Annotated in this window: 31 protein-coding genes, 1 tRNA gene and 1 other RNA gene; 23 read left to right on the top strand and 10 right to left on the bottom strand. The window is 64.5% G+C overall.

The window, feature by feature from the left end; genetic code table 11:
• The first annotated feature begins 112 nt into the window (after positions 1–112).
• Both P1K32_RS06610 and P1K32_RS06605 read left to right on the top strand, forming a co-directional pair.
• A complete protein-coding gene (locus P1K32_RS06610; protein WP_276251890.1) occupies positions 113–571 on the top strand; it encodes a DUF7311 family protein in 459 nt (152 codons plus the stop codon).
• A gap of 157 nt (positions 572–728) precedes the next feature.
• Positions 729–1,568: a hypothetical protein gene (locus P1K32_RS06605; RefSeq protein WP_276251889.1), complete on the top strand. Its 840-nt coding sequence runs from the start codon at positions 729–731 to the stop codon at positions 1,566–1,568.
• A gap of 118 nt (positions 1,569–1,686) precedes the next feature.
• On the opposite strand, the gene P1K32_RS06600 is transcribed toward P1K32_RS06605, so the two are convergent.
• The 4 genes from P1K32_RS06600 to P1K32_RS06585 form a co-directional block, all read right to left on the bottom strand.
• Entirely contained in the window at positions 1,687–1,899 is a 213-nt protein-coding gene (locus tag P1K32_RS06600) for a DUF8123 family protein (protein WP_276251888.1), read from the bottom strand.
• A gap of 392 nt (positions 1,900–2,291) precedes the next feature.
• Positions 2,292–2,365 (bottom strand) — tRNA-Lys (locus tag P1K32_RS06595).
• A 34-nt stretch (positions 2,366–2,399) separates the two neighbouring features.
• Positions 2,400–3,065 (bottom strand): DUF7119 family protein, encoded by a 666-nt coding sequence (locus tag P1K32_RS06590; protein WP_276251887.1) that lies wholly within the window; start codon positions 3,063–3,065, stop codon positions 2,400–2,402.
• A gap of 102 nt (positions 3,066–3,167) precedes the next feature.
• Positions 3,168–3,317: a hypothetical protein gene (locus tag P1K32_RS06585; protein WP_220589458.1), complete on the bottom strand. Its 150-nt coding sequence runs from the start codon at positions 3,315–3,317 to the stop codon at positions 3,168–3,170.
• A gap of 266 nt (positions 3,318–3,583) precedes the next feature.
• Between P1K32_RS06585 and P1K32_RS06580 the strand changes: the two genes are divergently transcribed.
• Positions 3,584–3,922, top strand: a complete 339-nt coding sequence (locus P1K32_RS06580; protein ID WP_276251886.1) for a DUF8134 family protein — start codon at positions 3,584–3,586, stop codon at positions 3,920–3,922.
• Between the two features lie 96 nt (positions 3,923–4,018).
• On the top strand, positions 4,019–5,782 hold the full coding sequence (locus P1K32_RS06575) for a nitrite/sulfite reductase (protein ID WP_276251885.1): 1,764 nt from the start codon (positions 4,019–4,021) through the stop codon (positions 5,780–5,782).
• Positions 5,783–5,812: 30 nt separating this feature from the next.
• Here the strand turns inward: P1K32_RS06575 and P1K32_RS06570 are convergent, their stop codons facing one another.
• Entirely contained in the window at positions 5,813–6,289 is a 477-nt protein-coding gene (locus P1K32_RS06570) for a DUF7979 domain-containing protein (RefSeq protein ID WP_276251884.1), read from the bottom strand.
• A gap of 90 nt (positions 6,290–6,379) precedes the next feature.
• Between P1K32_RS06570 and rnpB the strand changes: the two genes are divergently transcribed.
• The 9 genes from rnpB (at position 6,380) to P1K32_RS06525 (ending at position 13,244) form a co-directional block, all read left to right on the top strand.
• An RNA gene (gene rnpB, locus P1K32_RS06565) (RNase P RNA component) lies at positions 6,380–6,737 on the top strand.
• Between the two features lie 36 nt (positions 6,738–6,773).
• On the top strand, positions 6,774–7,742 hold the full coding sequence (locus tag P1K32_RS06560) for a hypothetical protein (RefSeq protein WP_276251883.1): 969 nt from the start codon (positions 6,774–6,776) through the stop codon (positions 7,740–7,742).
• A gap of 45 nt (positions 7,743–7,787) precedes the next feature.
• Complete coding sequence (locus P1K32_RS06555) at positions 7,788–8,393, top strand: rubrerythrin family protein (protein ID WP_276251882.1); 606 nt, start codon at positions 7,788–7,790, stop codon at positions 8,391–8,393.
• A 38-nt stretch (positions 8,394–8,431) separates the two neighbouring features.
• Positions 8,432–8,695: an AbrB/MazE/SpoVT family DNA-binding domain-containing protein gene (locus P1K32_RS06550; protein ID WP_276251881.1), complete on the top strand. Its 264-nt coding sequence runs from the start codon at positions 8,432–8,434 to the stop codon at positions 8,693–8,695.
• Positions 8,695–9,120 carry a type II toxin-antitoxin system VapC family toxin gene (locus tag P1K32_RS06545; protein WP_276251880.1) on the top strand — a complete coding sequence of 142 codons (426 nt, stop codon included), beginning with the start codon at positions 8,695–8,697 and terminating at the stop codon, positions 9,118–9,120. The genes P1K32_RS06550 and P1K32_RS06545 overlap by 1 nt, the downstream gene beginning before the upstream one ends.
• 55 nt (positions 9,121–9,175) lie before the next feature.
• Positions 9,176–11,239, top strand: a complete 2,064-nt coding sequence (gene uvrB / locus P1K32_RS06540) for an excinuclease ABC subunit UvrB (RefSeq protein WP_276251879.1) — start codon at positions 9,176–9,178, stop codon at positions 11,237–11,239.
• A gap of 61 nt (positions 11,240–11,300) precedes the next feature.
• Positions 11,301–11,789 (top strand): cation:proton antiporter regulatory subunit, encoded by a 489-nt coding sequence (locus tag P1K32_RS06535; RefSeq protein WP_276251878.1) that lies wholly within the window; start codon positions 11,301–11,303, stop codon positions 11,787–11,789.
• Between the two features lies 1 nt (position 11,790).
• A complete protein-coding gene (locus P1K32_RS06530; RefSeq protein WP_276251877.1) occupies positions 11,791–12,978 on the top strand; it encodes a cation:proton antiporter in 1,188 nt (395 codons plus the stop codon).
• 86 nt (positions 12,979–13,064) lie between these two features.
• On the top strand, positions 13,065–13,244 hold the full coding sequence (locus P1K32_RS06525; protein WP_220589468.1) for an HVO_0416 family zinc finger protein: 180 nt from the start codon (positions 13,065–13,067) through the stop codon (positions 13,242–13,244).
• Between the two features lie 175 nt (positions 13,245–13,419).
• Here the strand turns inward: P1K32_RS06525 and P1K32_RS06520 are convergent, their stop codons facing one another.
• Positions 13,420–13,917: a PadR family transcriptional regulator gene (locus tag P1K32_RS06520; protein WP_276251876.1), complete on the bottom strand. Its 498-nt coding sequence runs from the start codon at positions 13,915–13,917 to the stop codon at positions 13,420–13,422.
• Between the two features lie 131 nt (positions 13,918–14,048).
• Between P1K32_RS06520 and P1K32_RS06515 the strand changes: the two genes are divergently transcribed.
• The 4 genes from P1K32_RS06515 to P1K32_RS06505 all read left to right on the top strand — a co-directional run bounded on the left by P1K32_RS06515 (position 14,049) and on the right by P1K32_RS06505 (position 16,951).
• Complete coding sequence (locus P1K32_RS06515; RefSeq protein ID WP_220589469.1) at positions 14,049–14,399, top strand: winged helix-turn-helix domain-containing protein; 351 nt, start codon at positions 14,049–14,051, stop codon at positions 14,397–14,399.
• 23 nt (positions 14,400–14,422) lie between these two features.
• The gene (locus P1K32_RS06510) at positions 14,423–14,722 is read left to right on the top strand and encodes a DUF7521 family protein (protein ID WP_276251875.1); all 300 of its coding nucleotides are present in this window, start codon (positions 14,423–14,425) and stop codon (positions 14,720–14,722) included.
• A gap of 88 nt (positions 14,723–14,810) precedes the next feature.
• Positions 14,811–14,969 carry a DUF7563 family protein gene (locus P1K32_RS17775; RefSeq protein WP_419181063.1) on the top strand — a complete coding sequence of 53 codons (159 nt, stop codon included), beginning with the start codon at positions 14,811–14,813 and terminating at the stop codon, positions 14,967–14,969.
• Positions 14,970–15,109: 140 nt separating this feature from the next.
• Complete coding sequence (locus P1K32_RS06505) at positions 15,110–16,951, top strand: UvrD-helicase domain-containing protein (protein WP_276251874.1); 1,842 nt, start codon at positions 15,110–15,112, stop codon at positions 16,949–16,951.
• Here P1K32_RS06505 and P1K32_RS06500 read toward each other — a convergent pair whose 3' ends face one another.
• The gene (locus tag P1K32_RS06500; protein ID WP_276251873.1) at positions 16,952–17,212 is read right to left on the bottom strand and encodes a DUF7533 family protein; all 261 of its coding nucleotides are present in this window, start codon (positions 17,210–17,212) and stop codon (positions 16,952–16,954) included. It lies immediately after the preceding gene.
• Positions 17,213–17,512: 300 nt separating this feature from the next.
• On the opposite strand from P1K32_RS06500, the gene P1K32_RS06495 reads away from it, so the two are divergent.
• Positions 17,513–18,004, top strand: coding sequence for a metallophosphoesterase (locus P1K32_RS06495; RefSeq protein WP_276251872.1), 492 nt, complete (start codon positions 17,513–17,515; stop codon positions 18,002–18,004).
• Between the two features lie 86 nt (positions 18,005–18,090).
• Entirely contained in the window at positions 18,091–18,663 is a 573-nt protein-coding gene (locus tag P1K32_RS06490; RefSeq protein WP_276251871.1) for a type IV pilin domain-containing protein, read from the top strand.
• 28 nt (positions 18,664–18,691) lie between these two features.
• Here the strand turns inward: P1K32_RS06490 and azf are convergent, their stop codons facing one another.
• Positions 18,692–19,465, bottom strand: a complete 774-nt coding sequence (azf, locus tag P1K32_RS06485; protein ID WP_276251870.1) for an NAD-dependent glucose-6-phosphate dehydrogenase Azf — start codon at positions 19,463–19,465, stop codon at positions 18,692–18,694.
• Positions 19,466–19,594: 129 nt separating this feature from the next.
• On the opposite strand from azf, the gene P1K32_RS06480 reads away from it, so the two are divergent.
• From P1K32_RS06480 to P1K32_RS06470, 3 genes are all read left to right on the top strand, one after another.
• A complete protein-coding gene (locus tag P1K32_RS06480; protein ID WP_276251869.1) occupies positions 19,595–19,951 on the top strand; it encodes a dihydroneopterin aldolase family protein in 357 nt (118 codons plus the stop codon).
• Positions 19,952–19,990: 39 nt separating this feature from the next.
• A complete protein-coding gene (locus tag P1K32_RS06475; RefSeq protein WP_276251868.1) occupies positions 19,991–21,058 on the top strand; it encodes a DUF7544 domain-containing protein in 1,068 nt (355 codons plus the stop codon).
• A gap of 103 nt (positions 21,059–21,161) precedes the next feature.
• Positions 21,162–21,608: a DUF5790 family protein gene (locus P1K32_RS06470; protein ID WP_276251867.1), complete on the top strand. Its 447-nt coding sequence runs from the start codon at positions 21,162–21,164 to the stop codon at positions 21,606–21,608.
• On the opposite strand, the gene P1K32_RS06465 is transcribed toward P1K32_RS06470, so the two are convergent.
• Complete coding sequence (locus tag P1K32_RS06465) at positions 21,609–22,316, bottom strand: creatininase family protein (RefSeq protein ID WP_276251866.1); 708 nt, start codon at positions 22,314–22,316, stop codon at positions 21,609–21,611. It lies immediately after the preceding gene.
• 51 nt (positions 22,317–22,367) lie between these two features.
• Complete coding sequence (locus tag P1K32_RS06460) at positions 22,368–22,889, bottom strand: DUF6789 family protein (protein ID WP_276251865.1); 522 nt, start codon at positions 22,887–22,889, stop codon at positions 22,368–22,370.
• A 139-nt stretch (positions 22,890–23,028) separates the two neighbouring features.
• Between P1K32_RS06460 and P1K32_RS06455 the strand changes: the two genes are divergently transcribed.
• Positions 23,029–23,187: a hypothetical protein gene (locus P1K32_RS06455; RefSeq protein WP_276251864.1), complete on the top strand. Its 159-nt coding sequence runs from the start codon at positions 23,029–23,031 to the stop codon at positions 23,185–23,187.
• Positions 23,188–23,226 lie beyond the last annotated feature (39 nt).

Here is a 23,226-nt window from a genome sequence, read left to right as displayed (position 1 = left end):
ATCCACCTGCCGACACGTTACGTACACACTGTATAGATTTAAATGTGGGTATATAATTGTGTATGATACGGCCGACTGACTCCCCGATGTCATATCGCCCGCGAACCAAACCATGATGCGACACGTCGTGGCCATCCTGATGCTGATCGCGCTCGTAGCCGTCGCGATGCCGGTTATCAACGACGCCGCCGTCGATCGAAGTCAGAAAAACGTCGGTCAAGAGCTGAGCAAGGTACAAAAATCCGCGGAGTCACTGCACACCGAGGAGGAAATCGGGCGAAACAGCGAGAAAGGCCCACAGCGGCTCGTTGAACTCGATTTCCCTGAGGACTCGTTCACGTCGGTCCCTGTCGAGACGGTCACAATCGAACCTAACCACCGCTCCTCGACGACGGTAATCAGCTACGCTGTCGAGGGCAGTAGCTCCCGAGAGATGCGCGTCGACGCTGTCATCACCGGGCCGGATAACGGGACCTATCGCCTCAGTGGCAGCGAGCGACGGACGTTCGTCCTCGAACTCAAGCGGGACAACGCGAACCAGAAAGTCGTCCGGTTCACCCGGCTCAACTGACCGGCCGACTGTCGCAACTGCCCGAACTCGCTGCTGTGAACGGACAGCCGATTGTCTGGGACCCGTCGGTACTGGCGCCGTCTCGCTGGTGACGGTCTCAGCCTCCGGGACCTCCGAAAAGTAATCATTAAACCGTGCCGCGACTGACCGTCCGGGTATGCAACGACGAGCCGCGGCGGCGTACTTCCTGTTCTTCCTCGTCGTCAGTGTCGCAGCCTACGCGTACATTGGCGTCGCGGAGAGTCAGCGGCCGGCGGTGGACATCGAAGGGCCGGAACTGACCAACGACAGCGAATTTAGCAGCGGGGACCAGACATACACCGTCTCGAACATCCAGCCGACCGGCGACGACGGGACGATGGCTGCCGAGCTAGCCTGGACGAACAACTCCTCGCAGTACACCGAAACGGTCGACGACGGGTCGGAGGTCACACGGAACAACACGACCTATGATGTCAGTACCGACAACGCCACGGGCACGCTGACACTCACTGCCCAGCAGAACGTGACCCAGCTGCTCCAGGAAGACAGCGAGGTGTACAATTCGCTTGCGACCCGGGACGGTACCGACTACGTCGTCTATCGCGCGGACAATTCGACCCAGCCGGTCGAGGAGTGGCTCCCGGAACCGGAGACTGTGACGTACACGACCGGCGACCAGTATCCGTACGAGGCCGATGACGGCACGCAAACGACGACTCTCTCCGAGGTGACCAACAGCAGCGCGACAGTCGAGTGGACCGCGTCGCGTGAGGAGACGGCCGAACTCAGCGAGGGTGGCAACGTCACGCTCGCTGACGGGCAGTACTTCGCGTACTTCCCCGACCAGAGTACAGTTAAGATTATCAGCAGCGACAAGTATTCGCAGTACCAGGAGACTCTCGCCGCACAGGACTACTTCCACGAGCGCAAGAACGGCCTTTGGGGCATCTCGATACTCAGCGGCATCGCGTCCGTGCTGATGCTCGGGATGGCATACCTCCCGAACCGCGGCTGAGACGGGTTGCTGCGGTCGGCGCCGACCCGGTGTCGGTGCTCCCGTCCCTGCGCGACGCCAGTCCGTCTGCGAACCCCGTTTTTCTACTCGTCGTTTCTGCGCCGGAAACCCCGTTTTTCTACTCGTCGTTCCAGCTGACGTAGGCGAGTACGGCCCCGAGGACGGCCATCAGCAGCGAGCCGAAAATCTGGACGACTGCGCCGCCCATAGTCGCCTGCGTTGCCCACGGCGCGCCGATGACGGTGCCCGCCGCAGCGAGCACGAGGAAGATACCACCCGCAACGCCCAGTGGCTTCAGCGGGTCGTCGAGTCCGTCGGTGAGTGCGTTCATGTTCCACCGCTGGACGGTGAGGGTGGTAAATCATCCGGTCTGGGCTCCAGCGAGACATCGTTCTGACTCCGGGGCCGCTTCACTCCTCACGTCCGTTTACCGGAGCGATGCTGTCGCTCCGACGTCTCACTCACGTTGTTCGTGAGACCGCCGTCGAAGCGGGTCGGGAGGCTGAGCGAACGCCATGCGTTAGCGAGGGTCGAAAGACGCCATGGGCGTCTTTCGGGAGTGAGCAGTCGCGGAGCGACTGCGAGCTACGACGGACTCGGTCCGTCGGGAGTTGAACCGGAGGGAGACGGTCGGCCTCGGTTCCCTCGGCCGCTGCGACTCCCAGGGTTCAACTCCCTCCCTCGGTCGTTCGATACCGCTCGCTGTCGCTCGCGGATATCTCACGGGCCGGGAGGGAGTTGAACCCCCGACCATCTGGTTAAAAGCCAGACGCTCTGCCTAACTGAGCTACCGGCCCTCGATAGCAGGTGGGGGAACAGGCGGCTAAGTACTTACGGTCCGTCGCCGAGCGTCGATTCCAGCGAGTCGGTGACGACCGAACTCGGCTCGGTCGAATCGAGCGCGGCGCGCCGTCGGAGTTTGCAGTAGGCGTCGACGTCGATGTCGATGGTGAGCTCGCCGAGGCGGTAGCCCTCGGCCGCGAGCGCCGCTTCGATGGTCGCACCGTCGTTGACGCCGCTGGCGACGGCGCGAATCTGCCGGACGGTCAGGTCGTGGTCCAGCGCGGCCCAGGCAAGCAGGAGACGGGCTTCACCTGCCAGGCGGGCGATGTGTTTCGCGGCGGTGGGGGCGATCTCTCCTTTGGCGACGTGGACGCGAACCGAGCGCGGCAGGTCGTGGACGCGGGACCACTTTCGGATAAAGGAAACGGTGGCGTCGCCGCCCGCTCGCTCGGCTGCGGCCTTGTAGGACCCCTCGCCGCGGACGAGTGCGGCACACGCCGCGGCGCCCCGAAGCATGTAGACGTTGTCGTCCGCGCCGGCGGTGTTCTCGGAGAAGCGCCGCACAGTTCGGGCGGCGAGTTCGAGGCTCTCGGGGTCGTCGGGGTCGAACTCGACGGCCTCCTCGGCGTGTTGCCCGGTGAAGGTCGGGTCGCCGCGGATGACCGGTTTCCCGACCGGCGACTCCCGGTCGGTCGACGGTGCGTCGTCTGGCATCAGTACGGCGTTAGCGGTCCCAGCACAAAAGTATCCCGTCCGGCTGTGCGGCCGCGATGCTCCGGCGCTCCCGGGCACATCTGGACGGTAGTGAAAACAGCGCTAGTCGTCCGATGCGCTCTCGCGCTCCTCGGACATGTGTTCCCAGATCTCGGTGCAGCCACAGCCGTCCTCGACGTTGTCGAGGTGGTCGGTGGTTGGTTCGTCTACTTCGGCGTCGGGTTCGTCGTGCGTCTGGTTTGCGTTCGTCATCGTTTCTGTTGGAGCGACGAGGACGTCGTCGCGTGTCGCTACTCCCTCGTAACAGCCCTCTTACCTTAAGGCCGCACCCTCCTGTAAGAACAACCCACACTGCGGCTTACCGGCAACGTGTGCAGCTACCTTGTACGGCTGCTGACAGATCGAGCGTCGTGGTGGCTAGTCGCACACACCGCAAGACGGCGGCCGGATAATTCCGGCACCGGCGAAAGTTGACAGCGCCGATGCCCTCAGGTGTCACGGAAATCTAATGAGATGTAATGACAACCGACGTTCACCAGCTCGACGACGGCGCGTGGATCTCCGTCAACGACTCCCGGGAGGTGAACGTCTCGGACCTGTGGCTCCTCGCGCAGACGGACTTCTGCGGGTGTGAACTGGCCGATTTCCTCGCCGAGGGGTTCGTGAAAGTCGGCGTCGATTACCCGAATATCGAGGCTCGTATCGCCGGTCAGTGTATCGCCTGTGGCGAGAGCGGCGTTACGGACTGGCTGACCGTCGGGCGTGTCGTCGACCCCGATTCGGGGGAATTCTACGGTGTCGTCCACGAGAGCGTCCACTTCCCGGGCAAACACGCCGCTGATGGCGACCCGGAATAGGTGGCAACAATCTCCTGTTTCGGGTAGTGGGGGAGACGGTTGACGAGAAGGCGTGTCGTATAAGGGTGGCTCTCTAGGCAACAGACAGAACTATCCATGCCCAGCAAAGTCGAAGGATGGAAAGACGAGGTCTACGGGAACGAGATTCGCGAGCATCTCATGGAGTTCGCAGAGCAGGGATGGGAGGCCATCCCGGAGGACGAGCACGACGCGTGGTTCGAGCGCTTCAAGTGGTGGGGGCTGTACCACCAGCGCTCGGGCCAGGAGTCCTATTTCATGATGCGCATCGGGACGCCAAACGGCGTCATCAAGCCCGGCCAGCTCGAGGTCATCGGTGAAATCGCCCGCGACTACGCCCGCGGTCCCGCCGAAAACCCAGAGTTCGGGCCGGCCGTCTGTGACTGGACGACACGGCAGTCCATCCAGCTCCACTGGATCAAGCTGGAGGACATCCCGGATATCTTCGAGAAGCTCGAATCTGTCGGCCTCTCTACCCAGCAGGCCTGCGGTGACTCCTGGCGCAACATCGTCGGCTGCCCGGTCGCCGGCAAGGACAAACACGAACACGTCGACGCCTGGCCCGTCGCCGAGGAGCTCCACGAGACCTTCAAGGGCAACGACGACTACTCGAACCTCCCGCGCAAGTGGAAAGTCGCCATCACCGGCTGTGACGAGGGCTGTGGCCAGGGCGACATCAACGACCTCGCCTTCGAGCCCGCCGAGAAGCACGGCGAAGTCGGCTTCAACGTCCGCGTCGGCGGCGGCCTCTCCCGCAAGGAGGCCCGCCTCGCCCGCGACATCGACGTCTGGGTCCCGGCCGACCAGGCCGCCGACGTCGCCCACGGGATGTCCGCGCTGTTTCGCGAGTACGGGGACCGCGAGGACCGCTTCAACGCCCGAATCAAGTTCCTCATGGACGAGTGGGGCCCCGAGAAGATGCGCCAGGTTCTCCAGGACGAGTTCGTCGACTTCGAACTCGAGACCGCCGGCGAGGACATGCGCGAGAAGTACACCTACAACTCCGGCGGCCAGACGGGGCACAACGACCACGTCGGCATCCACGAACAGCCCGACGGCAACTACTACGTCGGCCTGAACGTCCTCGTCGGCCGGATGGGCGCCGAGGACACGCTGGAACTGGCCGAACTCGCAGACGAGTACGGCTCCGGCGAGGTCCGACTCACCCAGCGCCAGAACGTCATCATCATGGACGTCCCCGAGGAGAACTTAGCGGACCTCAAAAGCGAGCCACTGCTCTCTGACTACTCGCCGAACCCCTCGCCGTTCATGCGTGGCTCTATCGCCTGTACCGGCACCGAGTACTGCTCGCTCTCTATCGTCGAGACGAAGAACCGTCAAGTTCGGTATGCCCGCTGGCTCAAGGACAACGTCGAGCTCCCCGCCGACCACGAAGACTTCCACATCCACCTCTCGGGCTGTACCGCCTCCTGTGCCCAGCCCCAGATCGCCGACGTCTCCCTGCGCGGCATGAAGACCCGCAAGGACGGCGAGCCGGTCGAGGCCCTCGACATCGGCCTCGGTGGCGGCCTCGGTGAGGACCCCCGCTTTGCCGACTGGGTCGAGATGCGCGTCCCCGCCGACGAGGTGCCCGGCGCCATCCGCAACCTCGTGAACAACTTCAAAGAGCTTCGCGAGGACGGCGAGACGTTCCGTGACTTCGTCGAAGCGCGCGACGAGGAGACGCTGGCCGACCTCGTCGAGCCCGAGGAGACCGACTACCACGACCCCTACATGCACAACACGAAGATGACGTGGTACCCCTACGCCGAGGACGACGACATGCAGTCCTCGCCCGCGCCGACCGACGGCAACGGCCAGCCCCTCGAAGCCGACGACTGATACCGCTGTCTTCTCGGGGATCGGTCCGACTCACGTCGTCCAGTCGACACAGCGTCTACAGCCGACGGCGACGGCCACCGCTCCCACGGCCGACACGAGCGCACACAGCCCCCGGATGATGTCACACAGCGCCCCGAGACACTGCTCCTGGGAGGCGATGACGAGGTAGTTGGTCTCGTCATCCGTGACGACAGTTAACCCGTCGGTGTCGGTTCCGTACTCGAACTCGTCGGTCCACCGGCGGGCGTCGACGATGATGGCCTCGCCGTCGGCGGCCCGTCCGTCGCGGAACACCGACTGCGCGTCCGACGATAGCTCCGCGTAGGTGTACACGTCAACCTCTCGCGTGGTGACGTTCTCTGGGTTGTCGATGTCGGTCGCCGTGACGACAACGCGGTAGTCCTCACCCGGGACCGCATCGTAGGCGAGGGCCCCGCCGACGAGGAGGACGGCACCGACGACTAGCAGGACGACGGCCCGGCCACCCGGCCGATGGAACGACGGCATTGGAGGGTGTTCAGCCACCCGAGGTAACTGTCTTGTGCCGGCGCTGACCGAGAAGCAAGCTTAATCAGCGCCACTCGACTACGTTCGACCGGCAGCGGGAGGCCGGCCCCCGTGCCGAGAGGCATGAGGAAAGTCCCCCCACCCGTCGGACAGGTGACCGGGCACAAGCCCGGGGCGGGAGACCGTCGGCTCTGGAACAGCAACGACACGTCGTCCGGGGACCGATGAGGTGCGCGAATCCCGAACGCAAGCGAGGGAGAGTTAACCCACCGAGGGCCATCGCGGTGTGCTGACGCCCACTGCGCTCCCCTGGACGGACCGATGGAACGGCGAATCCTCACCGGTGCAAGACCGCGTCGACAGGTAGTCCGACACTGCGCGCGAGCGCTGGACGCGGTCGCTCAGCCGAATGCCGGCCCGAACAGAAGGGGGCTTACTCCCCGCAGCCACAATCTACACGTGCACCGAGTCCGACCGATAGCCAATGGATAGCCGACGCGCCGGCGCGCTCGCACTCCTCGTCCTCCTGGGCGGGCTGGCCGGCTGTGGTGCGCTCGTCGACCAGGCGGAGTCGTTGACGGGTAGCGACGAGCATCCCTTCGACGGCGAAACCGTGACCGTCGCCGTCGAGGGTACCGACCGCGAGCGGGCGCTGGTCGAGGACGGGCTCGCCTACTGGGAGCAAAACGCCGGCGAGTACGCCGGCTTCGACGTCGCCTTCCGGGTGCTGGAACCGGGGGAGACGTCGGAAAACGGGGTCGATGTCAGCCTGCGCTTCGTCGAGACAGTGGGCGACTGCGGTGACACCGAGTTCCCGGCCGGCTGTGCGCCCCGTATCGACGCCTCGACCGGGGTCGACCGACCGGCGAGGGTCGAGGTCAGGCGCGGGCTGGCTGACGAGTCGACCCGGCTGGTCGTCCGCCACGAGGCCGGCCACCTGCTGGGCCTCGGCCACACCGACCGACCGCGCGAGGTGATGGCCCACGAGCGTGACCTGGCGACACTGCCACAGCCCAACGCCACCGAGCGCGAGAACCCGTGGAACGACACGGAACTGACGGTTGCGCTGGCTGAGCCGGGCGAAGACTATCGGGCGGAACTCGACTACGCGCTCGATTACGTTCGCGAGGGGGCCGACGGAGCGGTTCCCGCCGACGTCTCCGTCCGCGTCGTCGAGGACCCCGAGGCCGCAGCCGTCACCGTCAGCAGCGTCTCGGCCGACGACTGCACGGCAGGCGAGGGGTCGTGTCTGTTGCTCGAAGGGACCGACCCGGACCAGGACGGCGCCATCGAGAGCTACACGAGCGCCGAGATACGGCTCGTCGGGCTCGACACCGACGCCGCGAGCTGGCACGTTGCCTCCCAGCTCGTGGAGACGTTCCACACCGGCGACAGCCCCGACCGGCTGGACGACGCCAGCCACAGCGACCGACGCGGCGCGTGGCACGGCTGACCTGGCTCCGATGGTTACAAGCCCGCGCCGGGCCCAGTCGCGGGTATGACCGCCGACGACCTCATCGATGCCGTCCGAGACGACCAGCAGACCGAGCTCTCCCGACTGGGCTCCTCGAAGACACTGTACGCGGACACGCGCGGGGAGATGGAGCCCGACAGTATCCACGCCGCCGCCGCGGCCCGCGAGGCCGCCGCCGCCGCGACCTTCGAGGCGTGGGCCGACGACGCTGCCGACGCGGCCGGCGACCTCTTTGCCGACGCCGCGAGCGACGCGGGCGACCGACAGGGCGAGACCGAACCCGCCGACCGGGAGTTCCACATGCACGAGACGCTCGACGCGCTGGACGACACGGTCGAGCGGCTGGGCGGGCTCGTCGGCTGGACGCTCGTCGACAAGAAGGTCAAAGAGCAGCTCACCGGCTTCTTCACCGGGCAGGCGGACCCCCAGACCGCGAGTACCTACCGCAGCGCGGGCAGCGAGGTCGAGACACTACGCGAGGACGCCGCCGACCTGCTGGACGAGACCTGCGAGGATGACGACGACTGGGAGGCCGCGGAGGGCGCAGCCATCGACGTGGTCGCGGCGGCCTACGACGACTACGTCGAGACGCTCGAAGAGCTTGGTGTGAACCCGAAGGACGTCTGCTGAGCCGAATATTTATCTGACATCCCACTGTAGTGGGAAATATGGGGACGAGCGACGAACGACGCGTTGACGAGAAAGGGCGCGTCACCATTCCACAGTCCATCCGCGAGTCGCTACACATCGGCCCCGGAGAGACTGTCGAAATCGAACGGGCGGACGGGCACATCGTCATCCGACCGCGCATCTCCCGCGAATCGTTCGTCGAAACGATGGCCGGGTGTATCAACGACGAGACGCGTGCGGAAGATGCGAGTCCGCGCGACCCGCTTGAGATGAAAACGGACTGGACGAGCGACCTGCCCTGATGTACTGTCTCGACGCGAACATCTGGATATCCTATTTCGATGAAAGCCTCGACGAGCACGAGGCTGTTCGAGAGCCCGTCGACGATGTACTCCAGAACGAACCGATATTTACCACGACTGTCCTCCAGATGGAGGTTGTACACTATCTGTCGAACCAGCTCGCGGACAGTGGGGAGACTGTCGACCGATTCCTCCGACTCTCGAACGTCACGACCGCCGACTTGACCGAACGTGACGTTGCCGCTGGAGCGAACCTGCTGGAGACACACGCTCAGTCCGGTATCGGTGGTCGTGACGCGACCGTCCTGGCTGCTATGGAACGACACGACGTATCTCGACTCTGGACACACGACGAGGGGCTGAAACGCCTCGGTGACAGTCTCGGCTGGCTGACGGTTACGGACCCTGTCGAAGACAGTGTATAACGGGCCCGGAACTGCGAGCGAGCGCCTCAAGTCCCTCCAGCCCTACCCACAGACAATGAGCGACGCAGGCGGCCCCCTCTCCATCGACCGTCCGGACGCCGACACCGAGTTCCGCGTCGACGCGCCCTTCGACCCCGCCGGCGACCAGCCCGAGGCCATCGAGCAGCTGGCCGAGGGGTTCGAGCAAGGGATGGACACCCAGACCCTGCTGGGCGTGACGGGGTCGGGCAAGACCAACACCGTCTCCTGGGTCGTCGAGGAGATACAGAAGCCAACGCTGGTCATCGCCCACAACAAGACGCTCGCGGCCCAATTGTACGAGGAGTTCCGGAACCTGTTCCCGGATAACGCCGTCGAGTACTTCGTCAGCTACTACGACTACTACCAGCCCGAGGCCTACGTCGAACAGACGGACACGTTCATCGACAAGGACGCCTCCATCAACGACGAAATCGACCGGTTGCGCCACTCCGCGACCCGGTCGCTGCTCACCCGGGACGACGTCATCGTCGTCGCCTCGGTCTCGGCCATCTACGGGCTGGGTGACCCGCGCAACTACATCGACATGTCCCTCTCTATCGAGGTGGGCCAGGAGATAGACCGCGACGAGCTACTCGGGCAACTCGTGGACCTGAACTACGAGCGCAACGACGTGGACTTCACCCAGGGGACGTTCCGCGTGCGCGGGGACACGCTCGAGATCTACCCGATGTACGGGCGCTACGCCATCCGCGTGGAGTTCTGGGGCGACGAGATAGACCGGATGCTGAAGGTCGACCCCCTGGAGGGCGAGGTCAAGAGCGAGGAGCCCGCCGCGTTGATTCACCCCGCCGAGCACTACTCCATCCCGGAGCAACGGTTAGAGCGGGCTATCGAGGAGATAGAGGCGCTGCTCGAACAGCGCATCCGGTACTTCGACCGCAAGGGCGACGCCGTCGCCGCCCAGCGCATCGAGGAGCGGACCACCTTCGACATCGAGATGATGCAGGAGACGGGCTACTGCTCGGGCATCGAGAACTACTCCGTCCACCTCTCGGACCGCGAGAGCGGCGAGGCACCCTACACGTTGCTGGATTACTTCCCCGAGGACTTCCTCACCGTCGTCGACGAGTCCCACCAGACGCTCCCCCAGATTCGCGGGCAGTTCGCGGGCGACAAAAGCAGGAAGGAGAGCCTCGTCGAGAACGGTTTCCGGCTGCCCACCGCCTTTGACAACCGGCCGCTCACCTTCGAGGAGTTCGAGGCAAAGACCGACCAGACGCTGTACGTCTCGGCGACGCCGGCCGACTACGAGCGCGAGGAGAGCGAGCAGATAGTCGAGCAGATTGTCCGGCCGACCCACCTCGTCGACCCCGCCGTCGAGGTGGCCTCGGCGACCGGCCAGGTCGAGGACCTCATGGGCCGCATCGACGAGCGGACCGAGCGCGACGAGCGGGTGCTGGTGACTACCCTGACAAAGCGGATGGCCGAGGACCTCACCGAGTATCTGGAGGAAGCGGGCGTCGACGTCGCCTACATGCACGACGAGACCGACACGCTGGAACGGCACGAGCTCATCCGCTCGCTGCGGCTGGGCGATATCGACGTGCTCGTCGGTATCAACCTCCTGCGCGAGGGGCTGGACATTCCGGAAGTCTCGCTCGTCGCCATTCTCGACGCCGACCAGGAGGGCTTTCTCCGCTCGGAGACCACGCTCGTCCAGACGATGGGCCGGGCGGCCCGCAACGTCAACGGCGAGGTCGTGCTGTACGCCGACGAGCGCAGTTCAGCGATGGACGCCGCCATCGAGGAGACCCAGCGCCGCCGGCACATTCAGCAGCAGTACAACGAGGACCACGGCTTCGAGCCCACCACCATCGAGAAGGCGGTCGGCGAGACCAACCTTCCGGGGAGCAAGACCGACACTGGCGGGGTCGCGGGCGAGGGGCCCGCCGACGAGGACGAGGCCACGGCACAGATACAGCAACTCGAAGAGCGCATGGAAGAGGCCGCCAGCAACCTGGAGTTCGAACTCGCGGCGGACATCCGCGACCGCATCCGGGAGCTACGTGAGGAGTTCGACCTCGACGGCGGTGGCGAGGAGGGCGGTGGTGTCCCGGCGCCCGGCCCCGACTTCTGAGCGGGTAGCTGCGGGTTTCCGGGCCACCCGGGTTTATTCAGCCTCCGCTCGTTGTCCCGATATGACGGTCTACGAGACAGACGTCCCCGGCGTCGGCAAGAAGTTCGAGGTGGAGATCGGCAGCGACGAACGGCTCGTCGTCCTGTTACACCACGACGGCAAGCGGGAGGTGTTCCACAAGCCCGACCCCGACGCGGACGCCGAGCGGCTCGTTACCCTCTCGGGGCAACTGGCCCGCGAGGTCGGGGCCATCCTCCAGGGGGCGTACTTCCAGCCAGTCGAGACCGACGAGGTGGAGGTGCCACTTGGCGAGGCCGTCATCGAGTGGCTCGACGTGGGCCAGGAAAGCGACCTCGCCGGGCAGACGCTCGGTGAAGCGAATCTCCGCCAGCGGACCGGTGTCTCGGTCATCGCTATCCAGCGCGGCTCGGACACCGTCCCCAACCCCGGTCCGGGAGAGACGATAACCGCCGGCGACATCCTCGTCACGCTCGGGACCCGCGAGGAGCTGGCCGAATTCGAAGCGCTCGTCGAGTCGGACGACAGCTGAGATGGCCGAGCTGCTGCTCGAAGTCGGCATCGCGCTGACTGCCGTTGCACTCGCCGGTGCGCTCGCCAACCGCGTGGGGCTGTCGGTCATCCCCGCGTACATCGTGGTCGGCATCCTCGTCGGGCCGAACCCGCCCTCGTCGGTGCTTGGGGTCTCACTCAATCTGGTCAGCGACAGCGAGTTCATCCAGGTGCTCGCGGAGCTCGGTATCGTTTTCCTCCTCTTTTTCCTCGGGCTGGAGTTCAGCGTCGACCAGCTGCTGCGCGACCGCGGGCGCATCAGCGCCGCCGGTGGCGTCGACTTCGCCGTCAACTTCGGTCTCGGCGTGGCTATCGGACTGCTCTTCGGCTGGACGCTGCTGGAGACGCTGTTTCTGGCCGGCGTCGTCTACATCTCTTCGAGCGCCGTCATCACCAAGTCGCTTATCGAGGAGGGGTGGATCGCCAACGACGAGAGCGGCCCGATACTCGGGACACTCGTCTTCGAGGACATCCTCATCGCGGTGTATCTCGCGATACTCTCGGCGGTCGCCGGCGGCGGCGATCTCGAATCCGCAGCTATCTCCGTCGGGACCGCCTTCCTCTTTCTGGGCGGTCTCACCGCCATCGCGTGGTACGGCTCGGGCTGGCTCGACCGCTTCTTCCGGACCAGCTCCGACGAACTGTTCATCCTTCGCATCGTCGGCGTGACCACGCTGGTCGCCGGCGCGGCCCTGGCACTGGGCGTCAGCGAGGCCGTCGCCGCCTTCTTCCTGGGTACTGGAATCAGCCAGACTGCCCACGTCGAACGCATCGAACATATCGTCGCCCCCGCTCGCGACATATTCGCGGCGGTGTTTTTCTTCAGTATCGGGCTGACGACCGACGTGACCCTCATCGCGGGTGTGGCCGTGCTTCTCGCGGTCGCGGTCGTCGCGACGACCGTCGGCAAGTTCCTCAGTGGTACCTTCTCGGGACGGTTCTACGGCCTCGACCGACGTCGCTCGCTGCGCGTGGGGCTGGGACTGGTCCCCCGCGGGGAGTTCTCGCTCGTCATCGCCACGCTGGCGGCCGGTATCGGAACCGGCCGGCTGGCCTCGGTCCTGCCGGCTTTTACCGTCGGCTACGTCCTCGTGATGAGCGTCCTCGGGTCGATATTGATCCAACAGGCTGACACTATCACCGACGTGCTGGGCCCCTCATCCGGGTGAACTCCCGACCGAGTCGACCGGTAAGATGTGGCAACGTTTCTCACAATCGATAGTTCTATATGCTGGTGTGGTATACCATAGCACGTATGGCGAGCGCACCGAGATCCGACGAGATGTTCGACGAGTTCCTTTCGCAGCGCGGTCACGAGGTCGACGACGTTGGATGGGAGGAAAACTACAACAAGAAACAGTGTCCAGACTGCGGTGGGCTTCACGGGTCGGCCGCAAGCGAGTGCTCGGTGTGTGGCTGGACACCCGTAAACTGAACTGCGCCTTCTCTCGGTTTCGTTCTCGACGCGACTCACCGTGAGTCGCGACTGTCACGGTACTCGCGTCGTGCCTACGACGGCACGGCCGCTCTCGCTCGGTTCCGTGGAGCCAAACCCGGGCCGGCTGGGGTCAGGAGCCGGCCCAGGCGTGGATAGAGAGAGACGTGGGATGTCAGACAGCGTCGAGCGACGCGTGCAGGAACATCCCGATGACGAAATGCCTGTATGCCGCTTCCTCGATCTGTGACGCTGCCGTTTCGGCGTCGTCGATCGAGTACTGTTTGGTCTGCACCAGTTCGTGAACGGTAAGCGTGTCATCCGCTTCGAGGTCGTGCAGACGCGGATACACCGTGCCCGGACTCAACTGCGCGTCGAACAGACGCGACAGTGCCTCCATGAGCCCTGTCCCGTGTGTCTCATCGTCCGACAACGCTATCATCGCGAGCAGGATTTCGTCCAGACTCTGGGTCACGAGCCCGTCGTCGACGGCGAGGTCGCCGTCGGCGATATCGTCGATGACCGAAGCCAACACCGACTCCGGGATGGCGTCACGACTGGCGCTACCATGGGCGGTTGGGTCGGTCGACCCGACGAGGGGGGTCAGTCGCTCGTCGGCTCGGTCACCCATCGTCTTGCCCGTCGTCACGCGACGGAGGTTGTCTCCGGACATCGTTTATCTGGACGCAATCCGCACCAGAGTGTAGCGGCGCCGTCATGATATAAACCCCTCAGCGTTTTCCGAGCGTGAAACAACCTCCATGCTCGTAAACGCTTATATGAGATGGGGAGTAGGAATGGGTAGTGGCAGAGGACAAGAGCATCGAGGAGATCCTCGATACAATCGGTGACCAGCACGCCCGGCGCGTGCTGGCCGCCATCAGTCGGGAGGCCCAATCTGCGAAAGATCTCGCCGAGCAGTGCGACCTCTCCCTGCCGACCGTCTATCGACGTATCGAGCTCCTGGACGAGTACGACCTGGTGAAAGACCACACGCTCGTCGCGGAGGACGGCAACCACTACAAGGTGTACGAGTCCAACTTCGAGTCGACGGTCATCTCGTTAGAGGACGAGGAGTACAAGGTCCGCATCTACCGCGAGGAGAACCTCCCCGACCGATTTAGTCAGCTGTGGGACGAGCTAAACCCCGAATAACCATGCACAGAGGGCACTAACCGATGCAAACCGGGGTCGCCATCGCGCGCGGAGCGCTCGTACTGATGCGGATGGTCGTGTTCGGGCTCACCCTCGGGATCACGCTCATCAGCTTCCAGGCCTACCGGAAACGGCCCTCCGAACGCCTCCAGTACGCCTTCGTCGGCTTTGCCTTTATCAGCATGGGCGTCGCCATCACCAGCGTCATCACCCAGCTCTCGACCGGCCAGACCGGGGCCCTCGCCGACGTGTTCTTCCAGATGGCCGAGACGATTCCCTTTATCATCGGCTTTGCCATGTTGTACGTCTCGCTGTACCGGTAGGAGATGTGACATAGCATAGTTATATATCAGTTGACAGCAACGTCTCAGTAGATGCTGTCCGCCGCCGGGACAGTATCGGAGAGAGGGTATGCCAGAGTGCCAGAACTGTGGGTCCTTCGTAACGAAGGACTACGTCCGTGTGTTCACGCCGTCCGACACTGATGACCCCCGGGTCTGTCCCGCCTGTGAGGATATGATCCGGGACGGGGCGGAGATTCGAGAAGCACGCTCACCACGGCAACCGTAGCATCGTCACACGACTACGCTGTCGCTCGGTCCCCCGCACTCGCCGGTGCGGGTGGGCCGCAACCGACCGACCGTCGACAGTGTTTCCGCCGTTTTTCCAAAGCACGTTGTTTATTGGGCCGGACCCCTAGTATATGTGCAATGACTGATTCGACCACCGAGGTAGTCCGCCTGTTCGGTGGGCCGGGGAGCGGGAAGACGACTGCCCTGCTGGACCGAGTCGAGGAGCTGCTCGAAGACGAGACCGTCGACTTTCGCGACGTACTGGTGGTCTCGTACACGCGTGCGGCGGCCGCCGAGATACGCGAACGGCTGGCCGAGCGCCTCGACGTGACCCCCCGGGCGCTGCAGGGGAACGTCTGTACGATGCACGCCAAGGCGTACGAACTGCTCAATCTCTCGCGGGGCGACGTGGTCGGCGAGAGCGACAAAGAGGACTTTTGCGACCAGTTCGGCATCGAGTTCGAGGACGAGTACGAGGGGTCACGCCGGCGGTCGGCCCGCTCGACCACGCTCGGCAACAAGATTATCGCGACGAGCCAGTGGCTCCAGCGCACCCGCCGTGACGTCGCTGACTGGTACGACGTCCCGTTCAAGTGGGACGACGAGGAGGTCCGGCTCCCCCCCGAAATCGACGACAACGCCCAGACCGGCAACAAGTACACGCCGACGTGGCCGACCGACGACGACCGCGTCGACGTCCCCGCCGCCATCCGGGGCTGGCGGACCTACAAGGGCGACAACGACCTCACCGGCTTTGCCGACATGCTCGAACGGGTCGCCCAGCGCTCCCTGCTCCCGAACGTCGACTACCTCATCATCGACGAGTTCCAGGACATCACGACGCTGCAGTACGACGTCTACGAGGAGTGGAAACCCCACATGAAGCGGGTGCTCATCGCCGGCGACGACGACCAGGTCGTCTACGCCTGGCAGGGCGCCGACCCCGACCTCCTGCTCGAAGAAGACGTCACGACCGACGAAATTCTCCCCAACTCCTACCGGTTGCCCTCGCGCATTCTCAACGTCGTCAATCGCGAGGTCCGCCACATCGAGAAGCGCCAGGAGAAAGACCTTAACCCTCGCAAGGAGGGCGGCCGCGTCGAGGCGGTCCAGAACCCCTCGATGTTCGACCTGGCACGGAACGTCATCGGCACCGTCGACCAGGCTGACGAGACTGTGATGGTCCTCTTTCGGGCCCGCTACCAGATGTTCCAGTTCATCGATGAGTTCATCGACGAGGGGATACCGTTCTCGTGTCTGACCGACCAGCGGATGTGGACCGACCGCCTCAGCCAGTACGTCGCTGCCGTCGAGGCCGTAGAGAACGACGAGCCCCTCTCCGTGCTGGAGGCCCGCCGCCTCGCCGATATGCTCGCCGATTCGGCCTTCGGCACCGGCGAGCGCGACGACTTCTTCGACGCGCTCGAAGACATCGAGGAAGAGAGCGAGGCCGACGACATCGCCGAAATCGATATCGAGCCCGACGTCGTCACCGACCACGTCCCCTTCGTCCCCGACCCCGCCTCCGCCAGCGACATGCTCCGGAAGGTCACCAACTTCCAGGAGCGAACCGTCGGCGCCTACTTCGCGGGTGACTACCAGGGGATGGACCCCAACCGCGTCCGTCTGGGCACCATCCACTCCGCGAAGGGTCGCGAGGCCGACCACGTCTTCGTCGCCACCGACCTCACCGAGAAGGTCGTAGAGCAGATGGCCGCCACGGTCGAACAGCGCGGTATCGAGGTCCCCGACGTCGAGGAGTTCACCAAACACACGAGCCCCGTGCCCACGCTGACCGACAACGAGCGCCGGGTCTTCTACGTGGGGATGTCCCGCGCCCGCGAACGCCTCGTCCTCATGGAGAACCTCGTCGACGGCGCGCCGACCCTGCCCATCGACGTGTTGCTGGAGAACGCGCCCTCCGAGCGCTCTATCGAGGAACTGTTAGACGAGGCCGGCGAAGCCGTCGTCGCCGACTAATTACTCACCTTCTGTCCGCTCGGCGTCGGACGTCTCGGTCTCGACCACTTTCCCCACCGTCTCCTCTGCGACCATCCCCGGCACGTCCGTCGGCGTCGTGAGATACTGCTCGACGAGGACGAGCCCGACCGCGATGCCGACGTACAGCGCGCCTGCGAGTAGTTCCCCGCGAATCAGGTGCTCAGCGCCAAAGAGCGCTATCGGGATGGCCAGAACGAGTGTGGCCGCGAGTCCGATCGTCTCCAGGATTCCCCGTGCCATGACTAGGTGCTTGCGACGACGGGAGAAAAGGTCAGCGTCACGTAGCGACCAGTGTTCCTGACAGCACGGACTCCACTGACAGCCCCGCTAGCAGTTGCTGGTGAATGGATAGCCGCGACTTAGAGTAGCCAGAAAGCCCCGAGCGTGCCGGGGCTTTCTGGCTGTTCTGAATCTCAGCGGCTCCGACACTGAGGGATGCTAGCGGGGCTTTCTGGCTGTTCACAGTTTCAGTAGCCCAATCACTAGAGACCGTTGCTAGCGGGCCATACGTTCTTATCCTCAGACACAGAACGACGAATTATGCTAGTCGGTATCGTCTCGGACACGCACGACAACGGCGAACAGGTCGACGCGGCGGTCACAACGTTCGAAGAGTTGGGCGTCGAGACGGTCGTCCACTGTGGCGATTTCGTCGCCCCGTTCTCGGTGACGCCGTTCGACGGCGACTGGGACTTTTACGCAGTGCGGGGCAACAACGACGGCGAGTGGGTCGTCGAAGCCACCGTCGACGACTTTGGCACCTACATGGGCGAGATGGGCGAACTCACGCTGGATGGCCAGGAAATCGCGGTGTATCACGGCACCAGCGGGGCCATCGTCGACGCCCTGGTCGAGTGTGGCACCTACGACTACGTCTTCCACGGCCACTCCCACGAGGCGGGGACCGAGGAGTACGAGGGGACGGTACGGGTCAATCCCGGCGGGATTGCGATTCCGCCGGCGCCGGGCGCGTTCTCTGTCGCAACGCTGGACACCGAGAGCGGCGAACTAGAGTTTCACGAACTGGGGTAAGGGTGCCCCTGGCTCGCCGGCCGAGCCGTCTCAGTTCCTGAAACCAGACGAACCACTTAGTGTGCGACGCTGGTTGGTGTGGCCAGATGCGGCTCCCTCCTTCGACGCGTGCCGCCACGCCCGTCGTCTCGAACCTCCTCTTCGTCGCTATCGTCGTGGTACTCGCGGCGGTCGTCTCGGTGTTCGCGCTCGGCGTCGCCGAAGATACTCGGGACCCGGGCCCGGCGGTATCCGAGTCGAGCGGCGAGTTCGCCGGCGATAGGGCCGGGTCTGACGACCAGATTGTCCGCATTACCCACGTCGCGGGCGACTCCATCCCGGTGTCGGAACTCGAAATCGCCGTCCGGGCCTGTAGCAAGACGAGCCGTCTCGTCAATCTCCCCGCGACCCGAAACACGCCGACATTCATACCGTTCGCCGACAGCAATCTCCGGGGCGAACTCATCAGTCAGGGACAGCCGGGACAGGCGTGGGATGCTGGGGCACTCCACGAGGACACGGGCGATACGTTTACTGCGGGTTCGTCGTTCGAATTCCGTATCAAAAACGACGAAGACGAGGGTGGCTGTCGACTGGACTCTGGCGACGAGGTGACCGTTCGCGTGATTCACACGCCGACAAACTCTATCGTCATCAAACAGGAACTGACGGCAACGTAGCTAGTTACGAGATGCGGTGATTCGTCGCTCAAACGTCCGGTTCGACGACTCGGTCTTCGCCCTCGAAGTGCGCGGAGTTGTCCTGCGGGCGGTAGTTGAGGGCCTCTTTGGCGCGCTCGATGGAGTAGTACTTCCGGTCGTTGTCCGAAATCCCGTAGACGGTCTCGTACTCGTAGTCGGCCTCCAGGGCACACTGGTGGATGTGGGCGCAGTCGGGGTAGGAGAGCCACATCGCCTGGCCGCGCTCGTAGTCGATGGGCGGGTGGCCCCGGGTCAGATTGCCGATGCGGATGTTACACACCTTGATGCCGTACGTGTCGTGGTAGTACCGGCCCAGCACCTCGCCGGTGGCCTTCGAGACGCCATAGAGGTTCCCGGGGCGGGGAAACTCCGTCCCGTCGAGGCGGAAGTCGTCCTCGGGGCGGTACATATCCGGCGTGCGGTCCGGTGTCTCGAAGGAGCCGACGGCGTGGTTCGAGGAGGCGAAGACGAACTTCTCGACGCCCTCCTCGACGGCGGCCTCGTAGAGCTTCTGGGTCCCGTCGATGTTGTTCGACAGCACCGAGTCCCACGGCGCCTCCGGGCGGGGGTCGCCCGCGAGGTGGATGACCGCGCCGACGCCCTCGACGGCCTCTCTGACGTCGTCGGGGTTGTCGACGTCGCCGATGAGGTACTCGTGGTTGGGCTGCTCTGCGGGCGGATTGTGGAACATCAGCTTCCAGTAATAATCCTCTTCGAGGCCTTCGAGGATGGCCTCCCCGACCGCGCCGCCCGCACCTGTGAGTAGAACCGGGTCGTCCATTCGTATAGGGTGGATAGTCATGACACAATAGGTAGCTTGCGGTTCGGCTATGTTCCGGTGTGCCGGCGACCCGTCCGGGCGGGGCCGAGAACACGACCTTCTTGGGCCGGCCCCACTCACTGTACCGGTATGGACCCCACGGCCCCGCAGGTCGCCTGCTTCGAGGCGGGTATCAAGTTCGGCTCGCTCTACCACCAGTTCGCCGGGACGCCGGTGAGCCCCGACAGCGCCGACTCGCTGGCCAGGGCGATGGCGGAGGCCATCGAGAACCAGCCACACTGCGAGTCAGTGACCGTCTCCGTCCGCGAGGAGCCCCTTCGGGTGGCCCTCGACGAATCGGGCGCCGACTACACCGAGTTGACCGGGCGCTTCCTTGACGTCTCGATGACCATCGACTACGAGGGCTGTGTCGTGGAGACGAGCATGGCGATGGAAGACGGGTATCCGCTGATGCAGGTCGATTCGGTTGCGAAACCGTCTCAGTAGTGCGAAAATTTTACACGCGACCGCTGTGCACTCACGATAATGTCCCTCCACGCGATCGACGATATCGGCGACGCGATAGACGCGACGAAGTCGTTCCTGTTGCCCTTCGCCGCCCGGACCTGGCTCAAGCTGGCGGTCGTCGTCTTCTTCATCGGCGGCGGTGGCGGCGGGTTCAACGGGCTCCAGAACACCGGGAACTTCGGGGGCGAGGACCAGCCCGCAGGTGACGGGGCCGGCCAGACCTTCCCCGACGGAGTGCCCTCGACGCTCGACGGGTTTCTTGCCGAGTTCGGGACGGAACTGCTCGTCATCGTCGGCCTGGCGTTCCTCCTCGTGCTGGTGTTTGGACTCCTGAGTAACTTCATGGAGTTCGTCTTCGCCCAGTCGCTCATCACCCGGGAGGTCCACGTCCGGCAGTCCCTCCGAGAGAACGTCGGCAACGGCCTGCGTCTGTTCGTGTTCCGACTGGTCGTCTCCCTGGTATCGCTCACCCTCGTCGTCGGCCTCCTGTTTGCCATCTTCGCCACCGCCTTCAGCGGGAGTCTCGACAACGTCACTGCTGGGGCAGTGCTGGGGCTGCTTCCGCTGGCTATCGTCTTCTTCCTCGTGATAGGGCTTTTCCAGGGGCTGCTCACGGGCTTTACCAACGTTTTCGTCGTTCCGATGATGCTCACGAGCGAACGCGGTTTGCTCGGGAGCTGGAAGCGACTGCTGGGCTCGATGCGTCGCAACCTCAAGCAGTATCTCGGCTATCTCGTCTTCTCTATCGTACTGGCCATCGGCGTCGGTATTGTCGGGAGTCTTCTCGGCGTCGTCGCGATGTTGCTCCTGGCGATTCCGTTCGTCCTGATCGGCGCGGTGGCTTGGTTCGCCCTCCACGGAACGACGCTCGGGCTGGCCATACTCGGTATAACCGGGGTGCTGTTCGCCCTCCTCTTTTTGCTGGCGACCAACCTCATCCAGGTGCCCCTGCAGGCGTTCATGCGCTACTACGCGATGCTCGTGCTGGGCGACATTGACGAGGAGCTGGACCCGGTGCCCGAGGTTCGGGAGGATATCAGAGTGGACGAGCCCGATGTCGACGCGGTGCCGTCCGAAGGTGTCTGATAAGGATAGTTTCGGTTTCTGGAAAACCGGCCCACTCGTGTCGTGCGGTTTCACTTTCACTTTCAGGCGGGCTTTTAATCCCTTCCCACGTCAAGTGCTACCTATGAGTCAGACCAGTCTGGACGACGACGAGCTGTTCGGCGAGGCGGCAAACGAGATGCGCAGCGACGTCGAGGCGTCGCTCGCCGAGGCCCGCGGGGCGCTCCCGGACGGCGACGCCGTCTGGGACGTCGACGCCGACAACACACTGGGCGTGCTCAACGCGCTCAAGGGCGCGCTGGACGTCGTCGATGCCGAGGACAGCTTGCGGGACGCGAAAAAGTGGTACACGATGGGCGAACGCGCTGACGCCTTCGAGGATGCCGACGACCTGGCCGAGGAGATAGAGACCGTCGAGGACCTCATCAGCGACGTCGAAGACGCCCGCGAGCAGGTGGGTGACCTGACCTCGACCATCCCGCAGCTCCGGAGTACCCTAGAGGAGTTCGAGGACGAGAGCGCTGACGCGGACGCCGACACAGACGCGGACGCCGGAGAGGCCGAAGCGTAATTATCGCTCCGAAACGCGGTCCAGCAGCGCCAGCAGCGCCGTCGTCGCCTCGTCCAGCAGCTGCTCGCCCCGTTCTCGACTCCCCGCACCGGGGTCGCCGACGCAGCCGTTCTCGCTGAACTCGCTCGTGTCGTAGGCCAGGTTCACGCCGCTTACCCACTCGCCCCAGCTGTCGGCTCCGCCCTCGGCCGCCGCCTCGATGCGGTCATCGCGCACGAGGTCGGGGTGGGTCGCCTGCAGGAGGCTCGTCTCGACGGGTCCGCCGTGGCCCATATCCGGCGCGTCGATGGCGTCGAACCAGGTGAACGCCCACGCGTCCGCCTCGTCGTGGCGCGTGATTCGGGCACAGACCTCCCGTAGCGGGTCGACGTTGCCGCCGTGGCCGTTGACGACAATCACGCGGGTCCAGCCGTGGTGGGCCAGGCTAGCGACTGTCTCGCGCACGTAATCACGGAAGGTGTCCTCGCTGACCCACAGCGTCCCCGGGAAGTCGCGGTGTTCCTCGGCGACGCCGACCTGGATGGGCGGGGCGACGACGACTTCGTCGTCGTATTCGGTTTCGGCTGCGTCGGCCACGGCCTGTGCAGTCAGCGAGTCAGTTCCCAGCGGGGCCTGGGGGCCGTGTTGTTCGGTGCTGCCGACCGGCAACAGTGCGAGGTCGGTATCTGTGGCCTCGGTTTCGGGCCACGTGGCGTCGCTGAGGTGCATACGCCGACGTGGGCGCGGGGGCACACAAACGTAGGGGTCCCGGTCGCCCGCTCAGACGATAGAGTCCGACCGGGTCTCGAAGTAGTCGAAGACGGCACCGAGGCCGATTCCGTAGACGACGTGGGCCACCAGCGTCAGGAGAGCGTACAGCACGAGCGCCAGTCCGGTCTGGCCGGTGTAAAAGGCCAGCACGAAGCCGGTCCACATCGCCGCACCGAAGAACGCCCCGGAGACCGGACTGGACTCGCCGGGGAGGTAGGCCTTCAGCGACGCAAAGAGAAGGGGCCACGGGACCATCCCGCCGCCGAGAAAGAGCAGGAAGCCAAACAGGACCGGCGGTACGACCTCGCTCAGCCCGAGCAGTTCCATGAGGATGGCGAAGTCGGTCAACTCGAAGGCCCCGACAGACTGGGCGATGAGAAAGACGACGGTCATCATCGCCGTCCCGACCAGCCCACCGGCCGCACCCACCACGCCGTCGGCGAGAATCCCCCGGAGATTGTCGAACTCGTCGTCCTCGGTAACGGCGTCGCTGTCTGGTGATTCCTGAAACTCCGGTGGCGTGTCTGGCATGGGTTGTTATAGCGTGTCAACGGAGAAAAACGTTCGCGCACCCACTCCGGCAACGACTACTGTCACTCACTCAGGTCCGAGTGAATTTGTAGCAAATGTTGCCGGAAGAAATTTACTGTGGGTGGTCCTATCGCGTGATATGTCACAGCGGCCGACAACGACAGACGACGGCAACGACTGGATAGCCCGCCACGCCCGCTGTCGCTCAGACGACGACCGACGAGCGGTCGTCGTCGAGGACCTCGACGACGACTGGGAGCGTCGTCACGCGGAGACGCGGCGGTCCCGTCCCAGCTGAGCCGTTTGCCACCGCCATCGTTCGGACGTGTCGCGGGTA

The organism is Haloarcula rara, assembly GCF_029338235.1.
GTDB lineage: Archaea > Halobacteriota > Halobacteria > Halobacteriales > Haloarculaceae > Haloarcula > Haloarcula rara.
The sequence above is the reverse complement of the archived record's forward strand: the minus strand, read 5'-3'. Positions and strand labels throughout refer to the sequence as shown.

Bases quoted from the DNA above. Each gene is read 5' to 3' on its own strand.
- P1K32_RS06610 (WP_276251890.1), top strand. From the start codon at position 113: ATGATGCGACACGTCGTGGCCATCCTGATGCTGATCGCGCTCGTAGCC.
- P1K32_RS06605 (WP_276251889.1), top strand. From the start codon at position 729: ATGCAACGACGAGCCGCGGCGGCGTACTTCCTGTTCTTCCTCGTCGTC.
- P1K32_RS06600 (WP_276251888.1), bottom strand. From the start codon at position 1,899: ATGAACGCACTCACCGACGGACTCGACGACCCGCTGAAGCCACTGGGC.
- P1K32_RS06590 (WP_276251887.1), bottom strand. From the start codon at position 3,065: ATGCCAGACGACGCACCGTCGACCGACCGGGAGTCGCCGGTCGGGAAA.
- P1K32_RS06585 (WP_220589458.1), bottom strand. From the start codon at position 3,317: ATGACGAACGCAAACCAGACGCACGACGAACCCGACGCCGAAGTAGAC.
- P1K32_RS06580 (WP_276251886.1), top strand. From the start codon at position 3,584: ATGACAACCGACGTTCACCAGCTCGACGACGGCGCGTGGATCTCCGTC.
- P1K32_RS06575 (WP_276251885.1), top strand. From the start codon at position 4,019: ATGCCCAGCAAAGTCGAAGGATGGAAAGACGAGGTCTACGGGAACGAG.
- P1K32_RS06570 (WP_276251884.1), bottom strand. From the start codon at position 6,289: ATGCCGTCGTTCCATCGGCCGGGTGGCCGGGCCGTCGTCCTGCTAGTC.
- P1K32_RS06560 (WP_276251883.1), top strand. From the start codon at position 6,774: ATGGATAGCCGACGCGCCGGCGCGCTCGCACTCCTCGTCCTCCTGGGC.
- P1K32_RS06555 (WP_276251882.1), top strand. From the start codon at position 7,788: ATGACCGCCGACGACCTCATCGATGCCGTCCGAGACGACCAGCAGACC.
- P1K32_RS06550 (WP_276251881.1), top strand. From the start codon at position 8,432: ATGGGGACGAGCGACGAACGACGCGTTGACGAGAAAGGGCGCGTCACC.
- P1K32_RS06545 (WP_276251880.1), top strand. From the start codon at position 8,695: ATGTACTGTCTCGACGCGAACATCTGGATATCCTATTTCGATGAAAGC.
- uvrB (WP_276251879.1), top strand. From the start codon at position 9,176: ATGAGCGACGCAGGCGGCCCCCTCTCCATCGACCGTCCGGACGCCGAC.
- P1K32_RS06535 (WP_276251878.1), top strand. From the start codon at position 11,301: ATGACGGTCTACGAGACAGACGTCCCCGGCGTCGGCAAGAAGTTCGAG.
- P1K32_RS06530 (WP_276251877.1), top strand. From the start codon at position 11,791: ATGGCCGAGCTGCTGCTCGAAGTCGGCATCGCGCTGACTGCCGTTGCA.
- P1K32_RS06525 (WP_220589468.1), top strand. From the start codon at position 13,065: ATGGCGAGCGCACCGAGATCCGACGAGATGTTCGACGAGTTCCTTTCG.
- P1K32_RS06520 (WP_276251876.1), bottom strand. From the start codon at position 13,917: ATGTCCGGAGACAACCTCCGTCGCGTGACGACGGGCAAGACGATGGGT.
- P1K32_RS06510 (WP_276251875.1), top strand. From the start codon at position 14,423: ATGCAAACCGGGGTCGCCATCGCGCGCGGAGCGCTCGTACTGATGCGG.
- P1K32_RS17775 (WP_419181063.1), top strand. From the start codon at position 14,811: ATGCCAGAGTGCCAGAACTGTGGGTCCTTCGTAACGAAGGACTACGTC.
- P1K32_RS06505 (WP_276251874.1), top strand. From the start codon at position 15,110: ATGACTGATTCGACCACCGAGGTAGTCCGCCTGTTCGGTGGGCCGGGG.
- P1K32_RS06500 (WP_276251873.1), bottom strand. From the start codon at position 17,212: ATGGCACGGGGAATCCTGGAGACGATCGGACTCGCGGCCACACTCGTT.
- P1K32_RS06495 (WP_276251872.1), top strand. From the start codon at position 17,513: ATGCTAGTCGGTATCGTCTCGGACACGCACGACAACGGCGAACAGGTC.
- P1K32_RS06490 (WP_276251871.1), top strand. From the start codon at position 18,091: ATGCGGCTCCCTCCTTCGACGCGTGCCGCCACGCCCGTCGTCTCGAAC.
- azf (WP_276251870.1), bottom strand. From the start codon at position 19,465: ATGGACGACCCGGTTCTACTCACAGGTGCGGGCGGCGCGGTCGGGGAG.
- P1K32_RS06480 (WP_276251869.1), top strand. From the start codon at position 19,595: ATGGACCCCACGGCCCCGCAGGTCGCCTGCTTCGAGGCGGGTATCAAG.
- P1K32_RS06475 (WP_276251868.1), top strand. From the start codon at position 19,991: ATGTCCCTCCACGCGATCGACGATATCGGCGACGCGATAGACGCGACG.
- P1K32_RS06470 (WP_276251867.1), top strand. From the start codon at position 21,162: ATGAGTCAGACCAGTCTGGACGACGACGAGCTGTTCGGCGAGGCGGCA.
- P1K32_RS06465 (WP_276251866.1), bottom strand. From the start codon at position 22,316: ATGCACCTCAGCGACGCCACGTGGCCCGAAACCGAGGCCACAGATACC.
- P1K32_RS06460 (WP_276251865.1), bottom strand. From the start codon at position 22,889: ATGCCAGACACGCCACCGGAGTTTCAGGAATCACCAGACAGCGACGCC.
- P1K32_RS06455 (WP_276251864.1), top strand. From the start codon at position 23,029: ATGTCACAGCGGCCGACAACGACAGACGACGGCAACGACTGGATAGCC.